Source organism: Aequorivita capsosiphonis DSM 23843 (assembly GCF_000429125.1).
Lineage (GTDB): Bacteria > Bacteroidota > Bacteroidia > Flavobacteriales > Flavobacteriaceae > Aequorivita > Aequorivita capsosiphonis.
The window spans coordinates 17895-37979 of sequence record NZ_KE386849.1 but is presented as its reverse complement, the minus strand read 5'-3'; the positions used below and the strand labels follow the sequence as shown (position 1 = coordinate 37979).

The 20085-nt window shown below is 36.1% G+C and carries 19 protein-coding genes; 12 read left to right on the top strand and 7 right to left on the bottom strand.

What is annotated here, in order from left to right:
• Positions 1-1324: 1324 nt before the first annotated feature.
• Positions 1325-3430, bottom strand: a complete 2106-nt coding sequence (locus G440_RS0115785) for a helix-turn-helix domain-containing protein (RefSeq protein ID WP_245574874.1) — start codon at positions 3428-3430, stop codon at positions 1325-1327.
• Positions 3431-3653: 223 nt separating this feature from the next.
• On the opposite strand from G440_RS0115785, the gene G440_RS0115780 reads away from it, so the two are divergent.
• From G440_RS0115780 to G440_RS20160, 10 genes are all read left to right on the top strand, one after another.
• Positions 3654-4247 (top strand): ankyrin repeat domain-containing protein, encoded by a 594-nt coding sequence (locus tag G440_RS0115780; protein ID WP_026452184.1) that lies wholly within the window; start codon positions 3654-3656, stop codon positions 4245-4247.
• Positions 4248-4259: 12 nt separating this feature from the next.
• Positions 4260-5357: an acyltransferase family protein gene (locus tag G440_RS0115775; protein ID WP_026452183.1), complete on the top strand. Its 1098-nt coding sequence runs from the start codon at positions 4260-4262 to the stop codon at positions 5355-5357.
• Positions 5358-5363: 6 nt separating this feature from the next.
• Positions 5364-6095: an NAD(P)-dependent oxidoreductase gene (locus G440_RS0115770; RefSeq protein ID WP_026452182.1), complete on the top strand. Its 732-nt coding sequence runs from the start codon at positions 5364-5366 to the stop codon at positions 6093-6095.
• A gap of 96 nt (positions 6096-6191) precedes the next feature.
• A complete protein-coding gene (locus G440_RS20815; protein ID WP_169718969.1) occupies positions 6192-6929 on the top strand; it encodes a DUF6090 family protein in 738 nt (245 codons plus the stop codon).
• Positions 6930-7018: 89 nt separating this feature from the next.
• A complete protein-coding gene (locus G440_RS0115760) occupies positions 7019-8056 on the top strand; it encodes a serine hydrolase domain-containing protein (RefSeq protein ID WP_026452181.1) in 1038 nt (345 codons plus the stop codon).
• A gap of 83 nt (positions 8057-8139) precedes the next feature.
• Entirely contained in the window at positions 8140-8553 is a 414-nt protein-coding gene (locus G440_RS0115755) for an NAD(P)H-binding protein (protein ID WP_026452180.1), read from the top strand.
• A 14-nt stretch (positions 8554-8567) separates the two neighbouring features.
• On the top strand, positions 8568-9086 hold the full coding sequence (locus tag G440_RS0115750; protein WP_157418031.1) for a Rossmann-fold NAD(P)-binding domain-containing protein: 519 nt from the start codon (positions 8568-8570) through the stop codon (positions 9084-9086).
• A gap of 402 nt (positions 9087-9488) precedes the next feature.
• Complete coding sequence (locus G440_RS20165) at positions 9489-9974, top strand: RNA polymerase sigma factor (RefSeq protein WP_157418029.1); 486 nt, start codon at positions 9489-9491, stop codon at positions 9972-9974.
• Positions 9975-10000: 26 nt separating this feature from the next.
• Positions 10001-10633 (top strand): hypothetical protein, encoded by a 633-nt coding sequence (locus G440_RS0115735; RefSeq protein WP_026452177.1) that lies wholly within the window; start codon positions 10001-10003, stop codon positions 10631-10633.
• A gap of 5 nt (positions 10634-10638) precedes the next feature.
• Positions 10639-11082: a DUF3887 domain-containing protein gene (locus G440_RS20160; protein ID WP_051285427.1), complete on the top strand. Its 444-nt coding sequence runs from the start codon at positions 10639-10641 to the stop codon at positions 11080-11082.
• A 125-nt stretch (positions 11083-11207) separates the two neighbouring features.
• Here the strand turns inward: G440_RS20160 and G440_RS20810 are convergent, their stop codons facing one another.
• From G440_RS20810 to G440_RS0115720, 3 genes are all read right to left on the bottom strand, one after another.
• A complete protein-coding gene (locus G440_RS20810; RefSeq protein WP_245574886.1) occupies positions 11208-11552 on the bottom strand; it encodes a hypothetical protein in 345 nt (114 codons plus the stop codon).
• Positions 11553-11743: 191 nt separating this feature from the next.
• On the bottom strand, positions 11744-13132 hold the full coding sequence (mnmE, locus tag G440_RS0115725) for a tRNA uridine-5-carboxymethylaminomethyl(34) synthesis GTPase MnmE (RefSeq protein ID WP_026452176.1): 1389 nt from the start codon (positions 13130-13132) through the stop codon (positions 11744-11746).
• A 68-nt stretch (positions 13133-13200) separates the two neighbouring features.
• Positions 13201-13623, bottom strand: a complete 423-nt coding sequence (locus G440_RS0115720; protein WP_026452175.1) for a UPF0158 family protein — start codon at positions 13621-13623, stop codon at positions 13201-13203.
• Positions 13624-13998: 375 nt separating this feature from the next.
• Between G440_RS0115720 and G440_RS0115715 the strand changes: the two genes are divergently transcribed.
• Together G440_RS0115715 and G440_RS20805 are read left to right on the top strand one after the other, a co-directional pair.
• A complete protein-coding gene (locus tag G440_RS0115715; protein ID WP_026452174.1) occupies positions 13999-14451 on the top strand; it encodes a DUF1573 domain-containing protein in 453 nt (150 codons plus the stop codon).
• 399 nt (positions 14452-14850) lie between these two features.
• Positions 14851-15867, top strand: a complete 1017-nt coding sequence (locus G440_RS20805) for a hypothetical protein (RefSeq protein WP_051285425.1) — start codon at positions 14851-14853, stop codon at positions 15865-15867.
• A 203-nt stretch (positions 15868-16070) separates the two neighbouring features.
• Here the strand turns inward: G440_RS20805 and dnaN are convergent, their stop codons facing one another.
• From dnaN to gldF, 3 genes are all read right to left on the bottom strand, one after another.
• The gene (gene dnaN / locus G440_RS0115700; RefSeq protein ID WP_026452173.1) at positions 16071-17189 is read right to left on the bottom strand and encodes a DNA polymerase III subunit beta; all 1119 of its coding nucleotides are present in this window, start codon (positions 17187-17189) and stop codon (positions 16071-16073) included.
• Positions 17190-17607: 418 nt separating this feature from the next.
• Positions 17608-19305 (bottom strand): gliding motility-associated ABC transporter substrate-binding protein GldG, encoded by a 1698-nt coding sequence (gene gldG / locus G440_RS0115695; RefSeq protein ID WP_084426842.1) that lies wholly within the window; start codon positions 19303-19305, stop codon positions 17608-17610.
• On the bottom strand, positions 19302-20009 hold the full coding sequence (gldF, locus tag G440_RS0115690; RefSeq protein WP_026452171.1) for a gliding motility-associated ABC transporter permease subunit GldF: 708 nt from the start codon (positions 20007-20009) through the stop codon (positions 19302-19304). Before gldF ends, gldG begins: the two co-directional genes overlap by 4 nt.
• Positions 20010-20085 lie beyond the last annotated feature (76 nt).

Genomic DNA, 20085 nt, shown 5'->3' with positions numbered 1-20085 from the left:
TCGAACCCTTTTGTAAAAAAAACAATTATGACGCCATAAAGAACCTAGCCTAAGTTTTTTACTTTATTGATAGTGAACGGGAAAGAATTACCACTTTATATTAAAAAAGTTCTTTCTTTTTATGAGATCTGGACTGCTAGTAATTTCATCAATTCTGCGCCAGAGCAATTATATAACTCGTTTAGGTTTACGGAAAGCATAGGATAATAGTGAAAATTGCCAGATAGGTAAAGCTCACTTGGAGATAATTGGATTGCGCTCACCATAAATTTGATTCCGGGTTCTGGTTAAAAATCCTATCTCAATCACTTTCCGATGCAATATGTAGCTTATGTTGATTTATAAGAACTTATGAGTTTTAGGATACCTGGGTGTGCTGAATTATTGTTGTATTCTCTATTTTTTCTGGGATAGTGGATGGGTATTGAAGTTGTGGGATTGGTATTGCGGAATGGAGTTGCGACGGTTCGTGTAGTGAAGGGAATGAGCTACTCTTGCGAGGGGTGCCGAAAGTGGCTTTGTTGAGTGAATGAGGCACGAATGAGGGAAACGAAGCGACTGTAGGCAAATGGCTGAATGCAAAAATCGTGACAGCCCGATCAGCCCGCAGCGACCCGCAGGCTCGCACAATTAACAAGTGGCGGCAGACCCCCAATAATTAAGTGGTGAGCGATAGCGGACACCTTATTGGGGTTTGCGGTGCGCAACGTTGGCTGCGGCTCAGCAAAGCTTCAGCGAGCTGAGCTTTGCGTTCGCCTTGCGCACCGTTTGGGGAGATGAAGTAGCCACGGGTGAGGAAGAAGAGTAGCGTCTGTAGCAAAACAAGTGAACGGCAGTTGGTGAGCACCCACTGGAGCGCAAACCAACTGGTAAGTGAACGGTATATGCAAGGGCGACCGCAGGGAGTTCATTTTACCCTTGCAGATATGTTTTTGCGGAACAAAGCGGAGCGACTGACGAACACCGCTTTACCTGTCTTCCGTGAGGCTAATGGTTTGCCCACATTTCGTGACGTTGACTGTTTTCATAAAGCTTTGACAACGGGGATTATTACAGATGAACTTTTCCTTCGATACATCCCTAAGAATTTCATTAGTAATCGAGGCGGGATGCTCAGGAGCTTCTGAGTGGAATAAATATTATTGGATTTAGGCATTTTAGTATGATGATTTTGAGCCTCTTGACTCACAAGTTTTTATTTTTAGAGATAGGTGTACTTGAGTATTTAAAATTAACTACTAAAAAGCCGCTTCACTACCAGCCAGACTTTATTTTGAAGACAAAAAAGCATTCTAATTGTGTTTGCTCAATACTATAATTTAAATTATATAAGCCCTTTCTGCTTTAAGGATTTTTTTAATTGCCTATTGTTTTCCCAGAATCTATCTTTAATTTTTTGAACAACCACATCATATTCAGGATGGTTTTTCAAGGTCTTCATTAGTGGGTCTTTTTCAAGAAACAACAAGATCCAATATTGGTAATTGTTTTTGGACGCAAATAGTTTTAGTTGTTCAATGGCAAGATCGGGTTTGTCTTCGTGCAAGTATTTCATTGCCAAACTGGCTGGCTGGTATAAGGATTGGTCATTTTCGCAGTAATCGGTATACGCTTTATAAAAGTCTTCAGCTCTTTTTTTCATACCCATTTTTTCATAAACCATTCCTATCTTTAGGTTTTCCTGTGGATAAATATTCAATCCATTTTCCTCCTTTATTTTTACAAATTTTTTATAATAGTTGAAGGCACTGTCATACTTCTCCTGAAAATAATAAAGCTTTGCCACTTCTTGCATAATATCCAAACGCGTAGTATCTTTTTTCCATTCCCTTACCAACAACTTCTTGGTTTTATCCAGGTTTTGGTGCTTAGCATATTGAATATATATTTTTAAATAAGGCGCATAATAATTCTGTGGGTTATAATCTAAAGATAAATCGATGTATTTAAGTGCTTCCTCCGTAAATCCATTTTGGATAAAGGCATTGCTTAGGTTCAAATAGATATAGCTTTTGCCGATTGAATCGTTCGCGGCAATATCAAGTTGAACCCCTTTCAAGGCATATTCCAAAGACTTTGCCGTATTCGGGATAGCGTTGGCATATAAACTTGAAAGCATATTGACCACTGCCGATGAATTGGGATTATACTCCAAGGCTTTTTCCAAATGGGGTATTGCATATCGAAACTCATTGATATCCATATAATAAAGTGCTTTTGCAATAAGACTCTCCGCAGATTTTGGGTCATAAAGCAAGGCTTTGTCTGCATTGTAATTAATGGCATCTACATACTGTTTTTCAACTTGGTTAATATCTAGGTAATAATATGCTATGGCAATTTTGGAATACGCAAGAGCAAAGTGAGGATCCTGTTCTATAGCTTTTTTAAATAAAGGAATAGCTGCTTCCAAACCCTCTTTGGTTTCTGTTTGAAAGGGTTCTAAAGCTTTTAAGTAATAATCATACGCGACTAAGTTTTTAGTTGGTTTTTTCTCAATACGTTCCAATTCCGCAGGTGTAACTTTGGCCTGTATGGCATCTGCAATTTTTTTGGCAACGGCATTCTCAAGGGAAAATACATTTACCACTTTATGGTTATATTGTTCGGCCCACACGGGTGTATCCTGTGATGCGTCAATCAATTGAATATTCAATAAAACCTGATCGCCCACGCGTTGCCCGCTTCCTTCAACCAAATAATTGACATTCAATTCTTCTGCTATCTCCCTAACGGTCTTGTGTGTATTTCTATATTTTTCTACTGATGTTCTGCTAATTACCCGCAAATCCTTTATTTTTTGCAAGTTGTTCAATGACGCCTCCATAAGTCCATTTACAAAATAGAGATTAGTAGAATCACTACTCATATTTTTAAAAGGTAATACGGCTAAAGACTTTGTAATGTGGCTATTCGTTATTTCAGAATTGGGAGTGCTATTTTGAAAAATCAGGAATGCCGCAATGCCGAGAACCACGAAAATTGTTACAAGGAGGTGCAAGCGGTACTGTTTCAGAAAACTTTTTTGGGCATCTACTTTACTTTCTACTTCGTTTCTTTCTGAAATAACGGCTTCTTCAAAACCATTTTTTCTCACTTCCCCGGGGGAATGCCCATAATACTCTCGAAAACATTTGATGAAATAGGAATTATTTCCAAATCCGACTTGATACGAAATTTCAGAAACAGTAAGCTCCGTTTCTTCCAACAGCTCCATCCCTTTTTTAAGGCGCACTTGACGAATAAATTGGCTTGCACTAAGCCTCGTTTGTTTCTTGATCTTCCTTAACAAGCTGGAACGGCTCATATTCATAAGGTCGGCCAATTCTGAAACGCCAAATTGTTCATTAGAGATATTCCCTAAGATAGCAGCTTCAACTTGCTCGATAAATTTTCCTTGGTACGGGATGTTGGACAGCTCGTTTTGCACTTATCGAAAGTAGTGAATTTTATTTTAATGCTTTACGGTTTCCCATCTGAAATTCTGATTGCGAAAACCGGGACTTGCATCATAATTTATACTCCTGCGCCATAATTTTCATCCCTACAACAAACTTGATACATAAGTCCGCATAGGGGTTTGCGGGCAACTGGCATATTGCCGGATATTTGTGACAACAAAAATAAAATTATTAATCATTACAAATTACATTATGAAAACACTAAAAATCAACTCGTTTAAAATGACAATCCCAATGCTATTAATGGCTATTTTTTTAACAAGCGCATGTGCGCAATCCAATAAAAAAACAACTGCAAGTAATACCAACGAAGCGGCAAAAACAATAGAAAAACCCAGTGTAGATATTCAAACTGCAATAATATCCGGAAATATTGAAGCGGTTAGACAGCATATTGAAGCAGGGACCGATATTAACCAAAAGGAAGCAATGAGCGGAGCAACCTCCTTAATGACCGCAATAACCTTTAATAAACCAGAAATAGCCAAACTGCTCCTTGCGGCCAGTGCAGACCTCTCCATAAAAAATAATGACGGCTCCACCGCGCTACATAACGCAGCATTCTTTGGTCGAATAGAAATGGTGCAAATGCTTATCGATGCCAAAGCCGACAAAAGCATACGCAACAATTATGGAGCGACGCCCAGGGAAACTGTAATGGGAGACTTTGCCGAAATCAAGCCGTTTTACGAGATGATTATGCAACAGCTAAAACCAATGGGCTTCAAATTAAACTTGGAAGAGTTACAAAAAGCACGTCCCGTAATTGCAATGATGTTGCAGTAAATAGAAATCGAGATGAAGACACAAAGAAGATACGATATTGATTGGTTACGGGTCATTGCCATTGGTCTATTGCTCATTTATCATATCGCTATAATATTCCAACCTTGGGCGATGTTCATAGGGTTTATTAGAAGTGATGACTCCTTAGAAGGACTTTGGGCGCCAATGAGGATGCTCAATGTATGGCGAATCCCACTGTTATTTTATGTATCGGGAATGGGCTTGTTTTTCGCAATGAAAAAACGAAACTGGAACCAACTGCTCAAAGAACGTAGCACACGAATTCTCTTGCCATTTGTCTTTGGGTTTGTAGCTATTGCACCTTTGCATATTTACATATTCCAGCAGTACTACAACATGCCTTTAAGTTACCATGAAAGCAGTGGCCATTTATGGTTTTTGGGCAATATTTTTTGTTACGTGCTATTGTTATCGCCTCTTTTCTTCTATTTGAAAAAACATGACAATGGAAAATTCAAAAAAGCACTTACCAAACTCATGAGCTATGCCGTGGGGCCATTATCAATGTCTATCTTTTTTATGTTGGAAGTGAGTGTTGTGAAACCACAATTATTTGAATTATACGCCCAGACGTGGCATGGCTTTTTTATAGGTTTTCTGGCTTTCTTTTATGGTTTCCTATTCGTTTACAGTGGTGAAACTTTTTGGAAAACGGTGTCGAAATGGAAATGGCTTTATATAGGAATAGCGACAGTTTTGTTTACAATCAGGCTTACGGGATTTGGGGATATTTCAAATATGTACCTCACTACTATGGAGTCCAATTGCTGGATATTTGGGGTTTTTGGTTTAGGATATCGGTATCTTAATAAACCAAGCAAACTATTAAGCTATTTAAGTCAAGCGGCCTATCCAGTTTACATTATACACATGGTTGTATTGTTTGTAGGCGCATTTATTATTCTGCCTTTGGAGATCCATCCGTTTCTAAAATTTGTAGGCGTTATCTTATTTACTTTTCTTTTTTGTTTTCTCATTTACGAATTTATTCTGAGAAGAATAAATATGCTAAGACCCTTGTTTGGTTTAAAACGGAAGTCAAACAAAGTTAAAACGCCAATTCGTATTTTTAAAAATCAAATAAATTAAATCTATATGACAGTTTTAGTAGTAGGTGCCAGTGGAGCAACAGGAAATCATTTAGTTGAACAACTACTCCTTCAAAAGCACAAAGTAAAAGTCATTGTAAGGACTCCGGAAAGGTTGCCAGAATCATGGAGAAATAATAACAATCTTCAAATCATCTCTGCAAGCATTTTAAAACTAGGTGACCAAGAAATGAAAGAATACTGTAATGGTTGCCAGGCTATAGTATCTTGCTTGGGCCACAATCTTACCTGGAAAGGGATTTATGGGCAGCCCAGGAAATTAGTTACAGATGCTACGCGCAGACTATGTGATGCCATAAAGGCAAATGATCCAGAACAGCCTGTCAGATTTATTTTGATGAACACTACAGGCAATCGTAATCGGGACTTGAATGAACCGATATCATTTGCTCAAAAATGTGTTATTTTCCTGCTTCGTTTTCTTTTACCCCCTCATTTAGATAACGAAAAAGCTGCAGATTACCTACGAACTAAAATCGGACAAAACAATCAATTCATAGAGTGGGTTGCTGTTCGCCCTGATGGACTAATGAATGAAAACGAAGTTTCTGATTATGAAATACACCCTTCACCTACTAGAAGCGCTATTTTTAATGCAGGTAAAGTTAGCCGTATAAATGTTGGACACTATATGGCTAATCTAATTAGCGATGATGATTTGTGGAATACGTGGAAAGGGCGAATGCCTGTAATTTATTCTAAAGATTCTCTCGATTAACTATCAACCTAAATTATTTCACTTTTATAAGAAAGTATCGAAACCTAAAAAAACCAACTATCTCAACCGATGATCAGGATTTTTAAAAATATAAAAGTGGATTTACTTTCTAAAGGTAAAACCAATCAATATCTTAAATATGCCATTGGCGAAATCGTACTGGTGGTTATCGGAATCTTAATTGCATTGCAGATCAACAATTGGAACCAAACCAGAAAAGATACGGAAGCCCTGAAGGAATATTTGGGAAAAATTAAATCCCACACTTTAATGGATATTCAGTGGCTTGATACTTTAACTGTTTATAGAACAGAGATGGGCAGGAAGTGCAAAATGGCCAGAGAAAGTATATTGGACAAAACAGAAAAGCAAAATCTTCCCTTATTTATGTCTTGTGGGGGTGCGTTCATGGATTATTATTTTAAACCGAACACAAGTGGATACGAAGCCCTTAAAACTTCAAAATATTTTGGCAAAATCAACAACACACACCTTGATTCGCTTTTGACCACTTATTACAGATTAGTGGATGATATTGCGCAAACCGAAAACAGTTATAATGATTATGTGAACAGCCAAGAGAATTATCTTTCTACGCAATTCGACCGGTCCTTAATTCTTGCTTATGCGTTTTTACCTCAAGATTCCCTGAAAATTAGAGCCACACCACAAGCGAGATATTATGAGGATTTTGCCAAATATACGGCATCCCCTCCCTATCGCAATGTCATTGGTTTAGCAGCCTTTCAATTTGACGCAATAGTTTATCAGTACGGTGAATTAAAGAAAATAGGCCGAGAGGTTATTAAAGAAATAAATGTAATTACCGAGTGATCAGGATATTAATTTCTATTCAGAAGTTTTTTGATTGCTATAAATTAAAATGGAAAAGGTAAATTGCAAAGATTGTAAATCAGTATGTTATGAAAAAGAAACAAACAAAAAAAATGTTCAGAATAGTACTTATTGTTGCGAGCCTTGCTTCGTTGTGGTTTGTGCCATGGATCGTTGTCAAAGCATGGATATTGCCCCTGCCCCATACAATTCAAGAGCAGGCCAATGAAGCCGTTGAAAATGGATTTGCTGGAATACTCATTTATGTGGATAAAGCGAACAAACCGGCTGAATTTTATGCCGCGGGTTGGCACAACAAAAAGAAAAAAATACCGGCCGATCCGCATGCGTTTTTCAAGATTGGCAGTATAAGTAAGCTCTATACGGCGGTTGCGATCGCGAAACTGGTCAATGGTGGCCAACTATCTTTAGACAAGACCTTAGCCGATTATCTTCCGGAATTATTAGAGAGAATTGAAAATGCAGATAAAATCACCTTAAAAATGATGGTGCAGCATCGAAGTGGCATTCCGAATTATACCGATACAAAAGATTATTGGGCACACCCCAAAGAAAACAACAAGGAAAAACTCGCATTGGTCCTGGATCATCCTGCCGATTTCAAGCCCGGGAAAAAGTATGAATATTGCAACACGAATTATTTATTGCTTTCCGAAATCATGGATAGGGTTTTGGGCTACCCCCATTTTGAATTCATTCAGAAAGAAATCTTGGATCGACTGAATTTAAAAAACACGTTTCCATCAATTCACGAGGTCAATATTGATAAAGTGATGAGCGGATATCATAAAGGATATCCTTTTGATTTGAAAACCGATGATATCGGAATGGTGGCCACCGCAGAAGATGTGGGCATATTTTTAAGGGCATTAAATGATGGAAGCCTATTTGATGGAGAAGAAAAGAAAATTTATTCATCAATATATGAATATGAACATAAGGGGTGGGTTCCCGGCTATCAAAGCATTGCCAAATACCACAAAGACATAGATGCCGTGGTTGTTCAGTTTACCAGCACCACCGATCCTAAATTGTATTACTGGAATTTGGCAGATGTAGAATATAGTCGTGTCATTAAAATAATCAAAAGAAATAGCCACAAGTAATAATGGGTCGAATTATAAAATGACTTCAGAACTTATAAAACTTAAAAGAAAAAATAGCCTTTGTGATACTTTAAAAAAGAATTATGGACACAAAACATTTAGTGTTGGGAGCAACCGGAGGCATTGGTTTTTCATATACCGCGGAATTGCTGTCCCACAACATTAAAACGACAATTCTCGTAAGGGATAAAGAAAAAGCAATAAAGCTGTTTAAAAACAATCCACTATTGGAAGTTATAGTAGGAGATGTAAACAATCTCACGCAATTAAAAGAAATTTCGGCAAACAAGGAATTTATATTTCTCGGTATCAATGTCCCGTATCAATTATGGGAAACGCAAATGGAGCCTATTATTTCGAATGTAATCATCGCGGCAAAACAACATAAAGCCACCATATTGTTTCCCGAAAATAATTATGTATTTGGAAATATTGATAACCCCATAACCGAAAGTACAGTTCCGCAACCAAGCAAAAAAAGGGAAAACTCAGGTTGAGATTGGTAAATAGTTTGAAAAAAGCAACCGAGCGCAATGATTGTAAGGTTATAATAATGCGTCTTCCGAATTTTTTCGGACCCAACGTTACCAATGCCTTAATAAAACCAATTTTTGAAGAAGCGATACATAACAAACCTATAAAGTGGTTGATGAATGCTGCTATTCCGCATCAATTTGCCTTTACGCCGGATATTTCAAAATATTTCCATCGGTTGACCCTTGAAACCGATCTGCCCAATTTCTTTTTGGTTAATTATAGCGGAATTACAGTCAGTAGCATAAAAAATTTAGGTGAAAAGATCAGCGTAATCCAAGGAAACCCAAAGAAGGTAAAAGTAGCACCCAAATTTCTGCTCCATTTGATTGCTTTGTTTGACCCCGAAGTAAGGGAATTGAAGGAAAACTTTTATCAATTTGAGAATAGCATACTGCTCGTTGACGATTCTTTAAAAAATAGATATCCGGAAATTAATGAAACAACGTTGGAAACAGCATTAAAAATAACACTTGATTGGTATGAGAATAAGTGATTAACTGATTATCAACAACATAATTTGATGTTAGTCAGAATTTAAAAAAACTATCCAAAACAAAAAATCACTCATTCCTGTCATATTTTCGTAAAACCTGTCACTAACTATAATAGAGACATTAAAAATCAATAATTTAAATTTTAAGAAAATGGAAAACACAAAAAAATTAATTCAAATTTTAACAAGGATTCAAATAATCAGTAGCATTGTTTGGGCTATTCTACTAATCACTTGCTACCAAGTATTGGGGGAGCCGTATAAAGAGATTAGCCTTATTTTAATCTGCGGTTTCTTTATTGAATTTTTACTTATAAGTTCATCTAAAAACAAGTTGAAAAAGGTGAAAAACGAAAAAGTATAATCAAATGATAGTATTGATATTCTGTAACACCTAATCCAATGGGGAAACAAAACGATGATATATTTTTTGAAGAAATTCTTGAAAGGAATAAGTACAAAATATACAGGATTTGTAATATTTATGCTGTTTCTCCAATAGAACCACAAGACCTCTTTCAAGAAGTTATTTTTGAAATTTGGGAATCTCTTAAAAACTTCAAAGGTAAATCATCTATTGATACGTGGATATACAAGATTACTGTTAATGTTTGCTTGCGTAAAAAAATGAAATTTGATAAAAGCAATAGTAAAATGAACCGATTTGAATCTATTCATTTTACGCTCATAGATAAAGAAATTAACACTTCTGAACAAGAAAGATTTAAGTATTTAAAAGAATGCATTTCAACCCTAAATGAAACGGACACTTCACTTATTGTTCTTTATTTAGATGATCTATCTTATAGAGAAATTGCAGAAATTACAGGATTATCAGAAAATCATATCGCTGTTAAAATGAAGCGAATTAGAAAAAAAATTATTTGAATGTATCACTCCAAAAATCAGCTAAAATGTTAGAAAAAGAATTAAAAGATATTTGGAATAATTCTTCTCAAACAGCACAAATATCAATTGAAACAAACCTGCTAATTGAAGAATTAAATACAAGAATAAATGGTATGCAGAAAAAGATAAGAAAAAGAGATATTAGAGAGATTGCTGCTTCAATCTTTGGAATACTCATTTTTGGTTTTTTATTATACGAAATCCCCTTCCCAATTACCAAAGTGGCTTGTGGGTTGGCAATCCTATGGTTTGTATTTGTTATCCAAAAGTTCAAAAAATCAAAAACACAGAACATTAAAACTGATTTTTCATTGCCGCTAACAGAACAACTTAATCATCAAAAAAGAATGATTGCCCAGCAGGCAAATTTATTGGACACTGCTCTGTATTGGTACGCTATTCCCCCTTTTATTATGAATTTTATATTCATTTTAGGGTTAGAAAATCCAGTCGATTATAATTGGACCAATAGTATTGCAGAAAGCATATTACCACTTACTTCTAATTTAAAAACAATAACAATAATAGGTTTAGCATTGTTTTATGCATTTACTTTTTGGGTAAATAAAAGAGCTTTAAACAAGGATGTAAATCCTATGATAAAGAGCATTGAAACAATGCAGAAACAAATAAAATAACAACCATGAAACATATCTTATTTATACTAATAGCCTTTTTATTTATCAATAACACTTTTGCCCAAGCAGAAAGTGAGATTTCAAAAACTGTATCAAATAATTTTCAACATAAGTACAATGCCAAGGATTATGAAGGCATTTATTCGATGTTTGCCAATGAAATGAAAAACTTTATGCCACACGAAAGGGCGTTAGCGTTCTTACGAGGATTAAAATCAGAAGCTGGTGATATTAAATCCAAATCTTTTGTAAAATATGCCCGAGCAAACGTTGCCTTGTACAAAACAAACTTTGAACGTATTGTAGTTGCTCTTTATATTTCTGTAGATGAAAATTCTAACATTAACGGATTAATGGTAAAACCTTATATGGAAGAAAAATTGCCAGAACTTACCCGTAATATTTCTAAATTAAGGCCTCCTTTTGATGAAGAGTGGACTGTAATTTAGGGAGGAGACACCAAAGAAGTGAATTATCATGTAATTGACAAAGCACAAAAAAATGCTTTTGATTTTGTGATTACCAACCCACAAGACAAGAGCTATGAAAATGATGGAAAAACGAATGAAGATTTTTATGCCTTCGGAAGGCAACTTATAGCACCATTTGGAGAAATACAGCGCTCAAAATGTATGAGTGCGGCAGTCCAGTTCCCATAGTTTTTAGGACTGTCAAAGCGCTCTTCCGCTTTTTCGCGAAAGAACTCTAAAAACCGTCTTATACCTTTTGTTGTGGTTTTAAGATCGAACTTGCCCTGATAATATTCTGCTTCCCTAATAGCAAGAATCTTTTTTGCAAGCGCCATTGTTTCTTTGTTCTCTTTTCTTTCAATAGCATTCTTAGGTTCACTATGTAAATACATTTTCAGATTTTCATAGTCTCGAATGTGTTTTCTCTTGCCTTCTGGGTATATCTCCAATCCCTTATAGTACTCTATTAGCAAGCTGTTTTCGTTCTTTTAATTTTATTTTCATTATGTGGTACGTTTGTACTCCATAATTTAAAAATGTAGTTCATATGTGGTACTAGAAATAGAAAGGAAAACTTTAACAATATAACCTGCTGTATATCAATCAAGAGAAGATAATATCAATACATCGGAAACCAATTTTACTTCCCAATACAAAAATTAGCAAATATATTCCCAAGCAATTCATCATTAGAAATTTCACCCGTAATCTCACCAAAATAGTAAAGTGCCTGTCGAATATCTATTGCCAATAGATCTCCACTTAAACCACTATCAATTCCTTCCTGTACTTTGATGATTTCTTCCAAAGCTTTTAACATGGCGTCATAATGCCGACTGTTAGTAACAATGGTTTCATTATTTCGAAGGGCGCCCGTGTTTACAAAATCCAGTAATTTATTTTGAAGTTCTTCCACGCCTTGTCCCGTTTTGGCAGAAAGCAGATGGAGATGGCCGATTGCTGCTTGTAGCTTATTGATTTCTTCTAATGAAAGTTTGTCAACCTTGTTAGCAACTATAACTAAATTTTTAAGTGGATACTTGTTTTTAATAGTTTCAATCTCAACTTTGAATTTTGAACCTTGAACTTTAAATTTTCCCGCATCAAAAAGATAGATCACTACCTGGGCAGCTTCAATTTTTTCAAATGTTTTCTTTATTCCTAACCCTTCAATAACGTCCACCGTTTCGCGAATACCAGCGGTATCTATAAACCGGAAACCGATGCCCCCGATTATTATTTCATCTTCAATGGAGTCTCTTGTTGTACCAGCGATGTCGCTTACTATAGCGCGATCTTCATTTAACAATGCATTGAGTAAGGTAGATTTTCCAACATTGGGTTCCCCAACAATGGCAACTGGAATTCCATTTTTCAATACATTACCTGTTGCGAAAGAATCTATCAGGCGTTTAAGAACAGTTGTTATTTTTGAGATGAGTTTCTGGAAATCATCTCTATTTGCAAACTCTACATCTTCTTCAGCAAAGTCCAGTTCCAGTTCTATTAATGACGCAAAGTTTAAAAGTTCTTCGCGAAGATTTTTTATTTCTGAAGAAAATCCACCGCGCATTTGTTGTATTGCCAGTTGATGGCTTGCAGCACTATCACTCGCTATTAGGTCTGCCACGGCTTCCGCTTGACTCAAATCAATTTTTCCGTGGAGAAATGTCCTTAAGGTAAACTCGCCAGCCTGAGCCATTCTACAGCCTTTCCGAAGACATAATTGTATAATTTCCTGTTGGATGTAACTACTGCCGTGGCAAGAGATTTCAACTACATCTTCACCTGTATAAGAGTTTGGGTTTTTGAAAATAGATAGGAGTACTTCATCTATTATCTTTTCGCCGTCTTTAATATTACCCAAATGTACCGTATGGGTTTTTTGTTTAGCTAGATCCTTTCCTGAAGTTGAGGTGAATATAGAGGAAGCAATAGAAATAGCCTCTGGCCCCGAAAGCCTTAAAACTGCGATTGCGCCAGCACCTGCTGGAGTTGCCATGGCAACTATAGTATCTGTGTGTATCATTGGGAGCAAAGGTAAGATTTAGTTTGACAAAGTTTTAAATTTTATCAAAGTCGGGGATGGCAAATATGCTACCCAAATTCAATTTGTCTTTTTACCCATTCCATATTTTTTTCAAGCCTGAAATCGAACCAGAGTTGTCGGTTATCAAAATCATTTTCTATTAAATGATTGAAATTCTGGAATGGCTTGCGTTTGTCAAGTGCATCCAGAAGTTTGGCCGAAAAACCTAGAGAATCTATTTCTCTGGCAAATTGCTCCATAAGTTTAAAAGCCTCGGAAGAGGGCATTGGGTCTATCAAAAGATAATCATCCACATTATCCTCAACCTTATCAATTACTTCCTGCCATGGATTTTCCTCATCGAACATTAGGTAGTCTTCTACCTCTTTTGGGTATTCGATAAAACTATTTGTGGCTTTCTCATAAAAACAGATCATACCGCACAATAGACTGTCAGCTATTTCCTTTATTATATTATTTTGGGTTTTCATAGTACGTTTGTAAAGATTGAAAATGATAAAATTAAATAAAATAATTCATCACAAAACAGACTTTCATAAATCTATCTTGCCATAATAAAAACAGTAGAAATCTTGTTTTCTGACAGCAAGTGTTTAGTATTGATAATTAATAAGTTACAGAATTTATTGCGTTTATGAATTTTGAGATTATTGAAGTAAAATGTAAACGGCATAGGGTTTCCATAAGCAGTATCGGGGAAATATTAATGAAAAGATGATAAACCTTGCTTGTTTCTATGAAAACATAAAAACATAGATTTATTCTTGATTTCGGTTCTTTTTTTAATTTTTTTCCGAAATTTGTATTCTAAATATCATTTTAATCTTATTTAAAACTCTCATAACATGGTAACAAAAACAGTAAAAGGAACTAATTTTTTCCGCAATCTATTTTTTATGGCAAGCTTTCTTTTTTGCACAGCTTTATTTGCGCAAGAAGCAACGCAAGCGGAAAAAGGTGTATTTAAATTTGAATCTTCAGTAATAGATTACGGAACCATAGCGCATAATGCAGACGGAGTTCGTGCCTTTAAATTTAAAAATGTGGGAAATGCTCCTATCGTAATTACCAAAGTAAAAGGAAGTTGTGGCTGTACGGTCCCTACAAAACCAGACGGAGCTATTATGCCAGGCGAAAGCGCTGAAATTGGCGTTAAATATGCTACCAATAGAGTTGGCGCTTTCACTAAAACAGTAACAGTTACTTCAAATGCAAGTGAAGGTACTGTTGTTCTTAAAATCAAGGGAAATGTTTTGGCAGATGAGCCAGCTGCTACTGAAACCCATAACGGCAAATAATACAATAGTATTATTCCATAAAAAAACTTCTTGCAATTTTTTGTAAGAGGTTTTTTTGTTCTTGAAAGTTACCGATATAATTAATTGTTTAACATCACTGGCATTACAAGCATAGTAACAGTTTCACCTTCGTCAAGGTCATCAACTGAAGTAAGGACTCCGCCTCGGTTTGGAATTATTCTTTCATAATATTCTTTCGAAATTCATTTCAACCAGGATTATTAAATTAGGGTTTTATCGCAAAATGAAAAATAGTATCTTTTGAACATCATATAATACAAATGACTAAGTAAGAGTTCTTAAAGTTTTTATATTTCTATCATTTTTCAAATTATTGTATCTTTATCATAACTCTCCACTTTCTTAGCTTTAATATAAATTATTTTCAAGGTAATAATTATGAAAAAGTATAGGTTTATTTCAGAAATGGTGGTTTTTACATTTATCTTCCTTATTGCAACAGCATGCTATGCCCAAGTAGGTATTGGCACCACAGATCCTGATGGAGATGCTTTATTGGAATTATCTTCTAATGACAAAGGATTGTTGATTCCTCGCGTGCAATTAACTGCAACTGATCTTTCAGCACCACTTTCAACTAGCGTGGCGGGAATGCTAGTTTATAACACAGCATCAGATGGGTCGGGTGCAAATGCAGTTACTCCTGGGTTTTACTATAACGATGGAACAAATTGGATAAGAGTATTAAACAGGGCACTAGCAGATCTTACAGATGATGCTTGGATAAATAATCCGGAAAAGAACCGTATAGAGTTAGGTACACTTAGTGATGGTACTACATTAAGACCTGTTGGAGCAGAAATGGTTGTTACAGACGACGGGAAAGTTGGGATTGGAACAGAGACGCCTAAAGAAAGCATAGAAGTAGTTGCGATGGATGCAGATTTAGATATGTATTCCCACGGGAATGATGTTACTGTATTTCACATACATTCGGCTGGAGGAACAATATCAGAACCTACCGCTGTTTCTACTAGAAATACGTCTAATTTTTTTAGCATTGAGGCAAAAGGCTATGATGGCACTAATTATTTTAATGCAGCATCGTTTTCAATGGGAATTGATGGCCTTCCTGGTGCATCGGGACCGGAGGATATGCCCGGTAGAATTTCTTTTCGCACAACTCAAGATGGAACTACATCTCTTGTTCAACGTATGGTTATTAAAAATAATGGATACGTGGGAATAGGTACTAATACGCCAAAGGTCAATTTTGAAGTAAACGGTATGATAAGAACCATGGGGTATAAAGTGGCCAACTTACCGGCCGGAATCCAAGGCGCTATGGCGTATGTAACCGATGCAAGCGTTCCAAGTTATTTAGCTCCCGTAGTTGGCGGCGGTACTGTAAAATGCCCTGTATTTTATGATGGCAGCAATTGGGTGTGTCATTAAACGCAAACAGTATATAAGAATAAACCCTTTTCATCAATGATAAAAAGGGTTTATTCTTTAAAATTCTGGATAGATCAATTTGATTATCCCCATTAGATTTTTAATTGTCTTCTTAAAAGTAAACTAACTTTACGCGACATCTAAATATTTTATTAGTATCAATCGGTTTCCCCTGAATTAAAATGTCTGTTAATGGCCCAAGCTTAGTTATTCAACATTACCGGCATTACAAGCATAGTAACCGTTTCGCCTTCATCAAGACCATCTACAGGCGTTAGAATTCCAGCTCTGTTGGGAAGGCTCATTTCCAGAGAAACTTCGTCGCTGGTAAGGTTGTTCAGCATTTCTGTTAGAAAACGGCTGTTGAAACCTATTTGCATATCGTCACCTTGATAGTCACAGGTTAAACGTTCTTCAGCTTTGTTGCTATAGTCAATGTCTTCAGCTGAAATATTCAACTCTGCACCAGCAATCTTCAAACGAATTTGATGCGTTGTTTTGCTAGAGAAGATAGAAACTCTTCGAACAGAGTTTAGAAATTGATTTCTGTCAATAACTAATTTATTTGGATTTTCCTTCGGAATAACAGCTTCGTAATTAGGATACTTTCCGTCAATCAATCGGCAGATCATTTCGGTATTTTCAAAAATGAATTTGGCGTTACTTTCGTTGTATTCGATGATTACGTCATCTTCGCTACCTCCAAGAATACTCTTTAAAAGATTCAGCGGTTTTTTCGGCATAATAAATTCCGCCGTTTGCGAAGCACTGATATCATCACGGGTATATTTTACCAATTTATGTGCGTCTGTAGCAACAAAAACTAAATTATCTGTAGAAAACTGAAAGAAAACACCGCTCATCACAGGTCTCAAATCATCATTTCCAGAAGCAAAAATAGTTTTACTGATGGCAGTTGCTAGCACATCACCTTGAACAACGGTAGAGGAAGGATCCTTCAATTCAACAGCATTTGGGAATTCTTCCCCACTAGCATAAGCCAATGCGTATTTACCGTGGTTAGAGCTAATTTCTATGGTACTGTTATCTTCAACAGTAAAAGTCAGTGGCTGCTCTGGAAAGGTTTTTAGTGTTTCAAGCAGAAGTTTTGCGGGAACACAGATCATTCCTTTTTCGGTACTTTCCACTTCCAGTTTTGAGGAAATGGTAGTTTCCAAATCGGAAGCCGAAACGGTAAGACTTTTATTGTCTAAATCGAAAAGGAAATTATCTAAAATAGGCAATGTATTATTGCTATTGATAATACCACCCAATACTTGCAGTTGTTTTAATAAATAGGAACTCGATACGATGAATTTCATTATGTATATTTTTTATGAAATAATTCTCAATAATTGCTTCTCGGGAACTTTTAATTTAAGTGAAATAAAAGCTTGGTGAGCTTTTTAATCTTCTTGATAAATTAAGGAGATTCATTCAAGTTAATGAACATTTCAACTTAGATTACTATAAACTCTTCCAAATTTTTAATCTATTTCGATAATTTAAGGTGGGTGAGCTTGCCCAAACTTTTGTTATTTAAAAGATTCATTCAGGTTACTTAGTATTTTGACTTAGCTTACTATAAACTCTTCCAAATTTTTAATCTATTTCAATAATTTAAGGTTGGTGAGCTTTCCCAAACATTTGTTATTTAAAAGATTCATTCAGGTTACTGAGCGAAGCCGAAGTACAAATATATTTCAATTGATGTGTTTGATAAAACAAACTTATTAACATTTAGCGGGTGTATTTACGTCTGCGATAGTAGTTAAAGACGATTCCGAAAACCAACAGTAAACCTAAGGGTAGCAATAGATTGAGTGTTTGCCACTTTGTACGTTGTAATGCAATTTTTTGTGGATCCAAAAAAGGTACCGCAATATGCCGTGTTCTAATGTTTATAAGTCCGCTGTCATCAAGAAGGTAATTGACCGTATTCAGCAGAAACTCCTTGTTTCCATAGAAGGTATTGGTCATTTTATCGAAACCCAGTTCCAAAGGACGGTTGCCCTGCATTTGGTTTTTTATAACATCGCCATCGCTTATTACCACCATTTTTGAAGCCTTTCCATCATCTATATTCCTTAGATCTCCATTCAGTTTTATTGGCTTTACTCTATTTTTAAAAACTGAAGTAAAGTTTCCCTCTAGTAAAACTGCCAGAGGAATTTCACCAGCATTAAACTCCCGTGGATCTGGCCCTTCATTCACTACTTGAAGATTGTTGGGAATTTCCACATCAAAGTCAATAGGAGCGGGGAGTCCGACAATTTTTGAAATGGGGGAAGACGATAATAAAATCGTTTTCTTTATGTTGTTTGGAAGCGTATCGATAGCACTTGCATAATCAAATTTCACCGCTTCAATATTGGAAACGATGGGGTGGTTGTTGGCGCTGCTGCTGAGCGGACTGAAAAACCAGGGGTATTTGTTGTACTGCGACTCGTTTTCTTCGCCATTAGCCAAAACAATAGGCGCAGAATACACATCTTTCACCAAATTGGGATTGATGCGAATACCGTATTTAAAGAAGAAGTCGTTGAGGTTTAAATCTTTACCAAAAGCAAAGGTTTCTCCTGTTGTTGGATCGGCCTGCATTTGCGTGGCATCTAACAACCAAAGCGATTTGCCGCCTTTCATTATATATTGATCCAGGACATATTTTTCAGCATCAGTAAAAGCCTGAGTGGGCTGGGCTACAACAATCAGGTCGAAGCTATTTAATGCTTTTAAAGTTTTTTCAGGATTGGAGGTAACCGAATCTAAGGTGAAAGGAGCTATAAAATAATAATCTCTTAAAGTCGCAAAAAAATCGGCTATATAGCGATCGTCATATTCACCGTTTCCTTTTAAAACGGCCACTTTTTTAGACTTTTCTGAGGTCAATTTTTTAAATCCGTCAGCAAAAGCATATTGTAGATTTTGCAAGGAACTGTTCACTCTTTCTTCGGAAGTGGCTCCCAGTTGATTTTTCAGTAAAGGAATTTTAACTGATTTCCCGTTGTGATGTGCGAGAGCCCATGGATAAACCAGTTCGGTGCTTTGCTTTCCCTTTTCAGAAACCGAAACTTGGGCGGGCGTCAATCCAAATTTTTCAAATTGCGGCTGAAACTGTTCCGAATCTTTGTCCGTTGGATTTATAAACTTAAACTTGATGTTTGAATTATAGGAAGAAAATTCGTCCAAAAGCTGCTCCGTTTCACTCTGAAGCCTTCGGAATTCAGGAGGAAATTCACCTTTTAAAAAAACATCTACAATTACAGGAGAATTTATGGGATCAATTATTTCTTTGGCTTCTTCTGAAAGCGTAAACCGCTTGTCTTGCGTCAGATCAAATCGCTGATAGAAATAGCTTCCCAAGAGATTCAAAAGCAGTAAGCCAAGGATTAGCATGGCTATGGAAACGATATTTTTTTTAACTGAAGTCTTCATCATTTCTGCTTCAGTTTTAAAACGGTTAAGGCGATAAAAAACACGGTAATGCTAATAAAGTAAATCAAATCTCGCGTATCTAAAACGCCCCGTGCCACACTGTCGAAATGTGCTTTCATCCCAAGATCTGAAATATTAAACGATGACGAAGAAAAGCCGTCAAAGCCATAGTACAGAACAAAACATAAAAACACGGAAATTATAAAAGCCACAATTTGGTTTTGAGAAAATGTGGAGGAAAAGATTCCGATGGAAGTATATGCGAAAACCAAAAATAATAATCCTATATAAGAGCCAATTGTACTTCCCACATCCCAGTTTCCAGCAGGATTACCCAATTCTGAGATTGTAAATACGTAAAGAATTGTGGGGATTAGCGCAATGAGAATGAGGATGACTGCACCAAAATATTTTCCTAGAACTATTTGCTTTAATGAAATAGGTTTGGTAAGTAGTAGCTCTAAAGTACCCATTTTCATTTCGTCGCTAAAAGCGCGCATACATACTGCTGGAATCAAGAAGAGCAAAACCCAAGGTGCAAGTTCAAAGAAAGGAGAAAGATCCGTAAATCCAGCATCCAGTATGTTGTAGTTTCCACTGAAAACCCAAAGGAAGAGACCGTTTATAACCAGAAACACCCCAATCACCAAATAGCCAATGGTACTTGAAAAGAAGGAATTTATTTCTCGTTTTATTATTGTAAACATTTATTTTTTATCTCGCAAGGGCACAAAGCTGCTAATATTTCTTTAATTTTTCCTAACTCCTAAACTCCTAAACTCC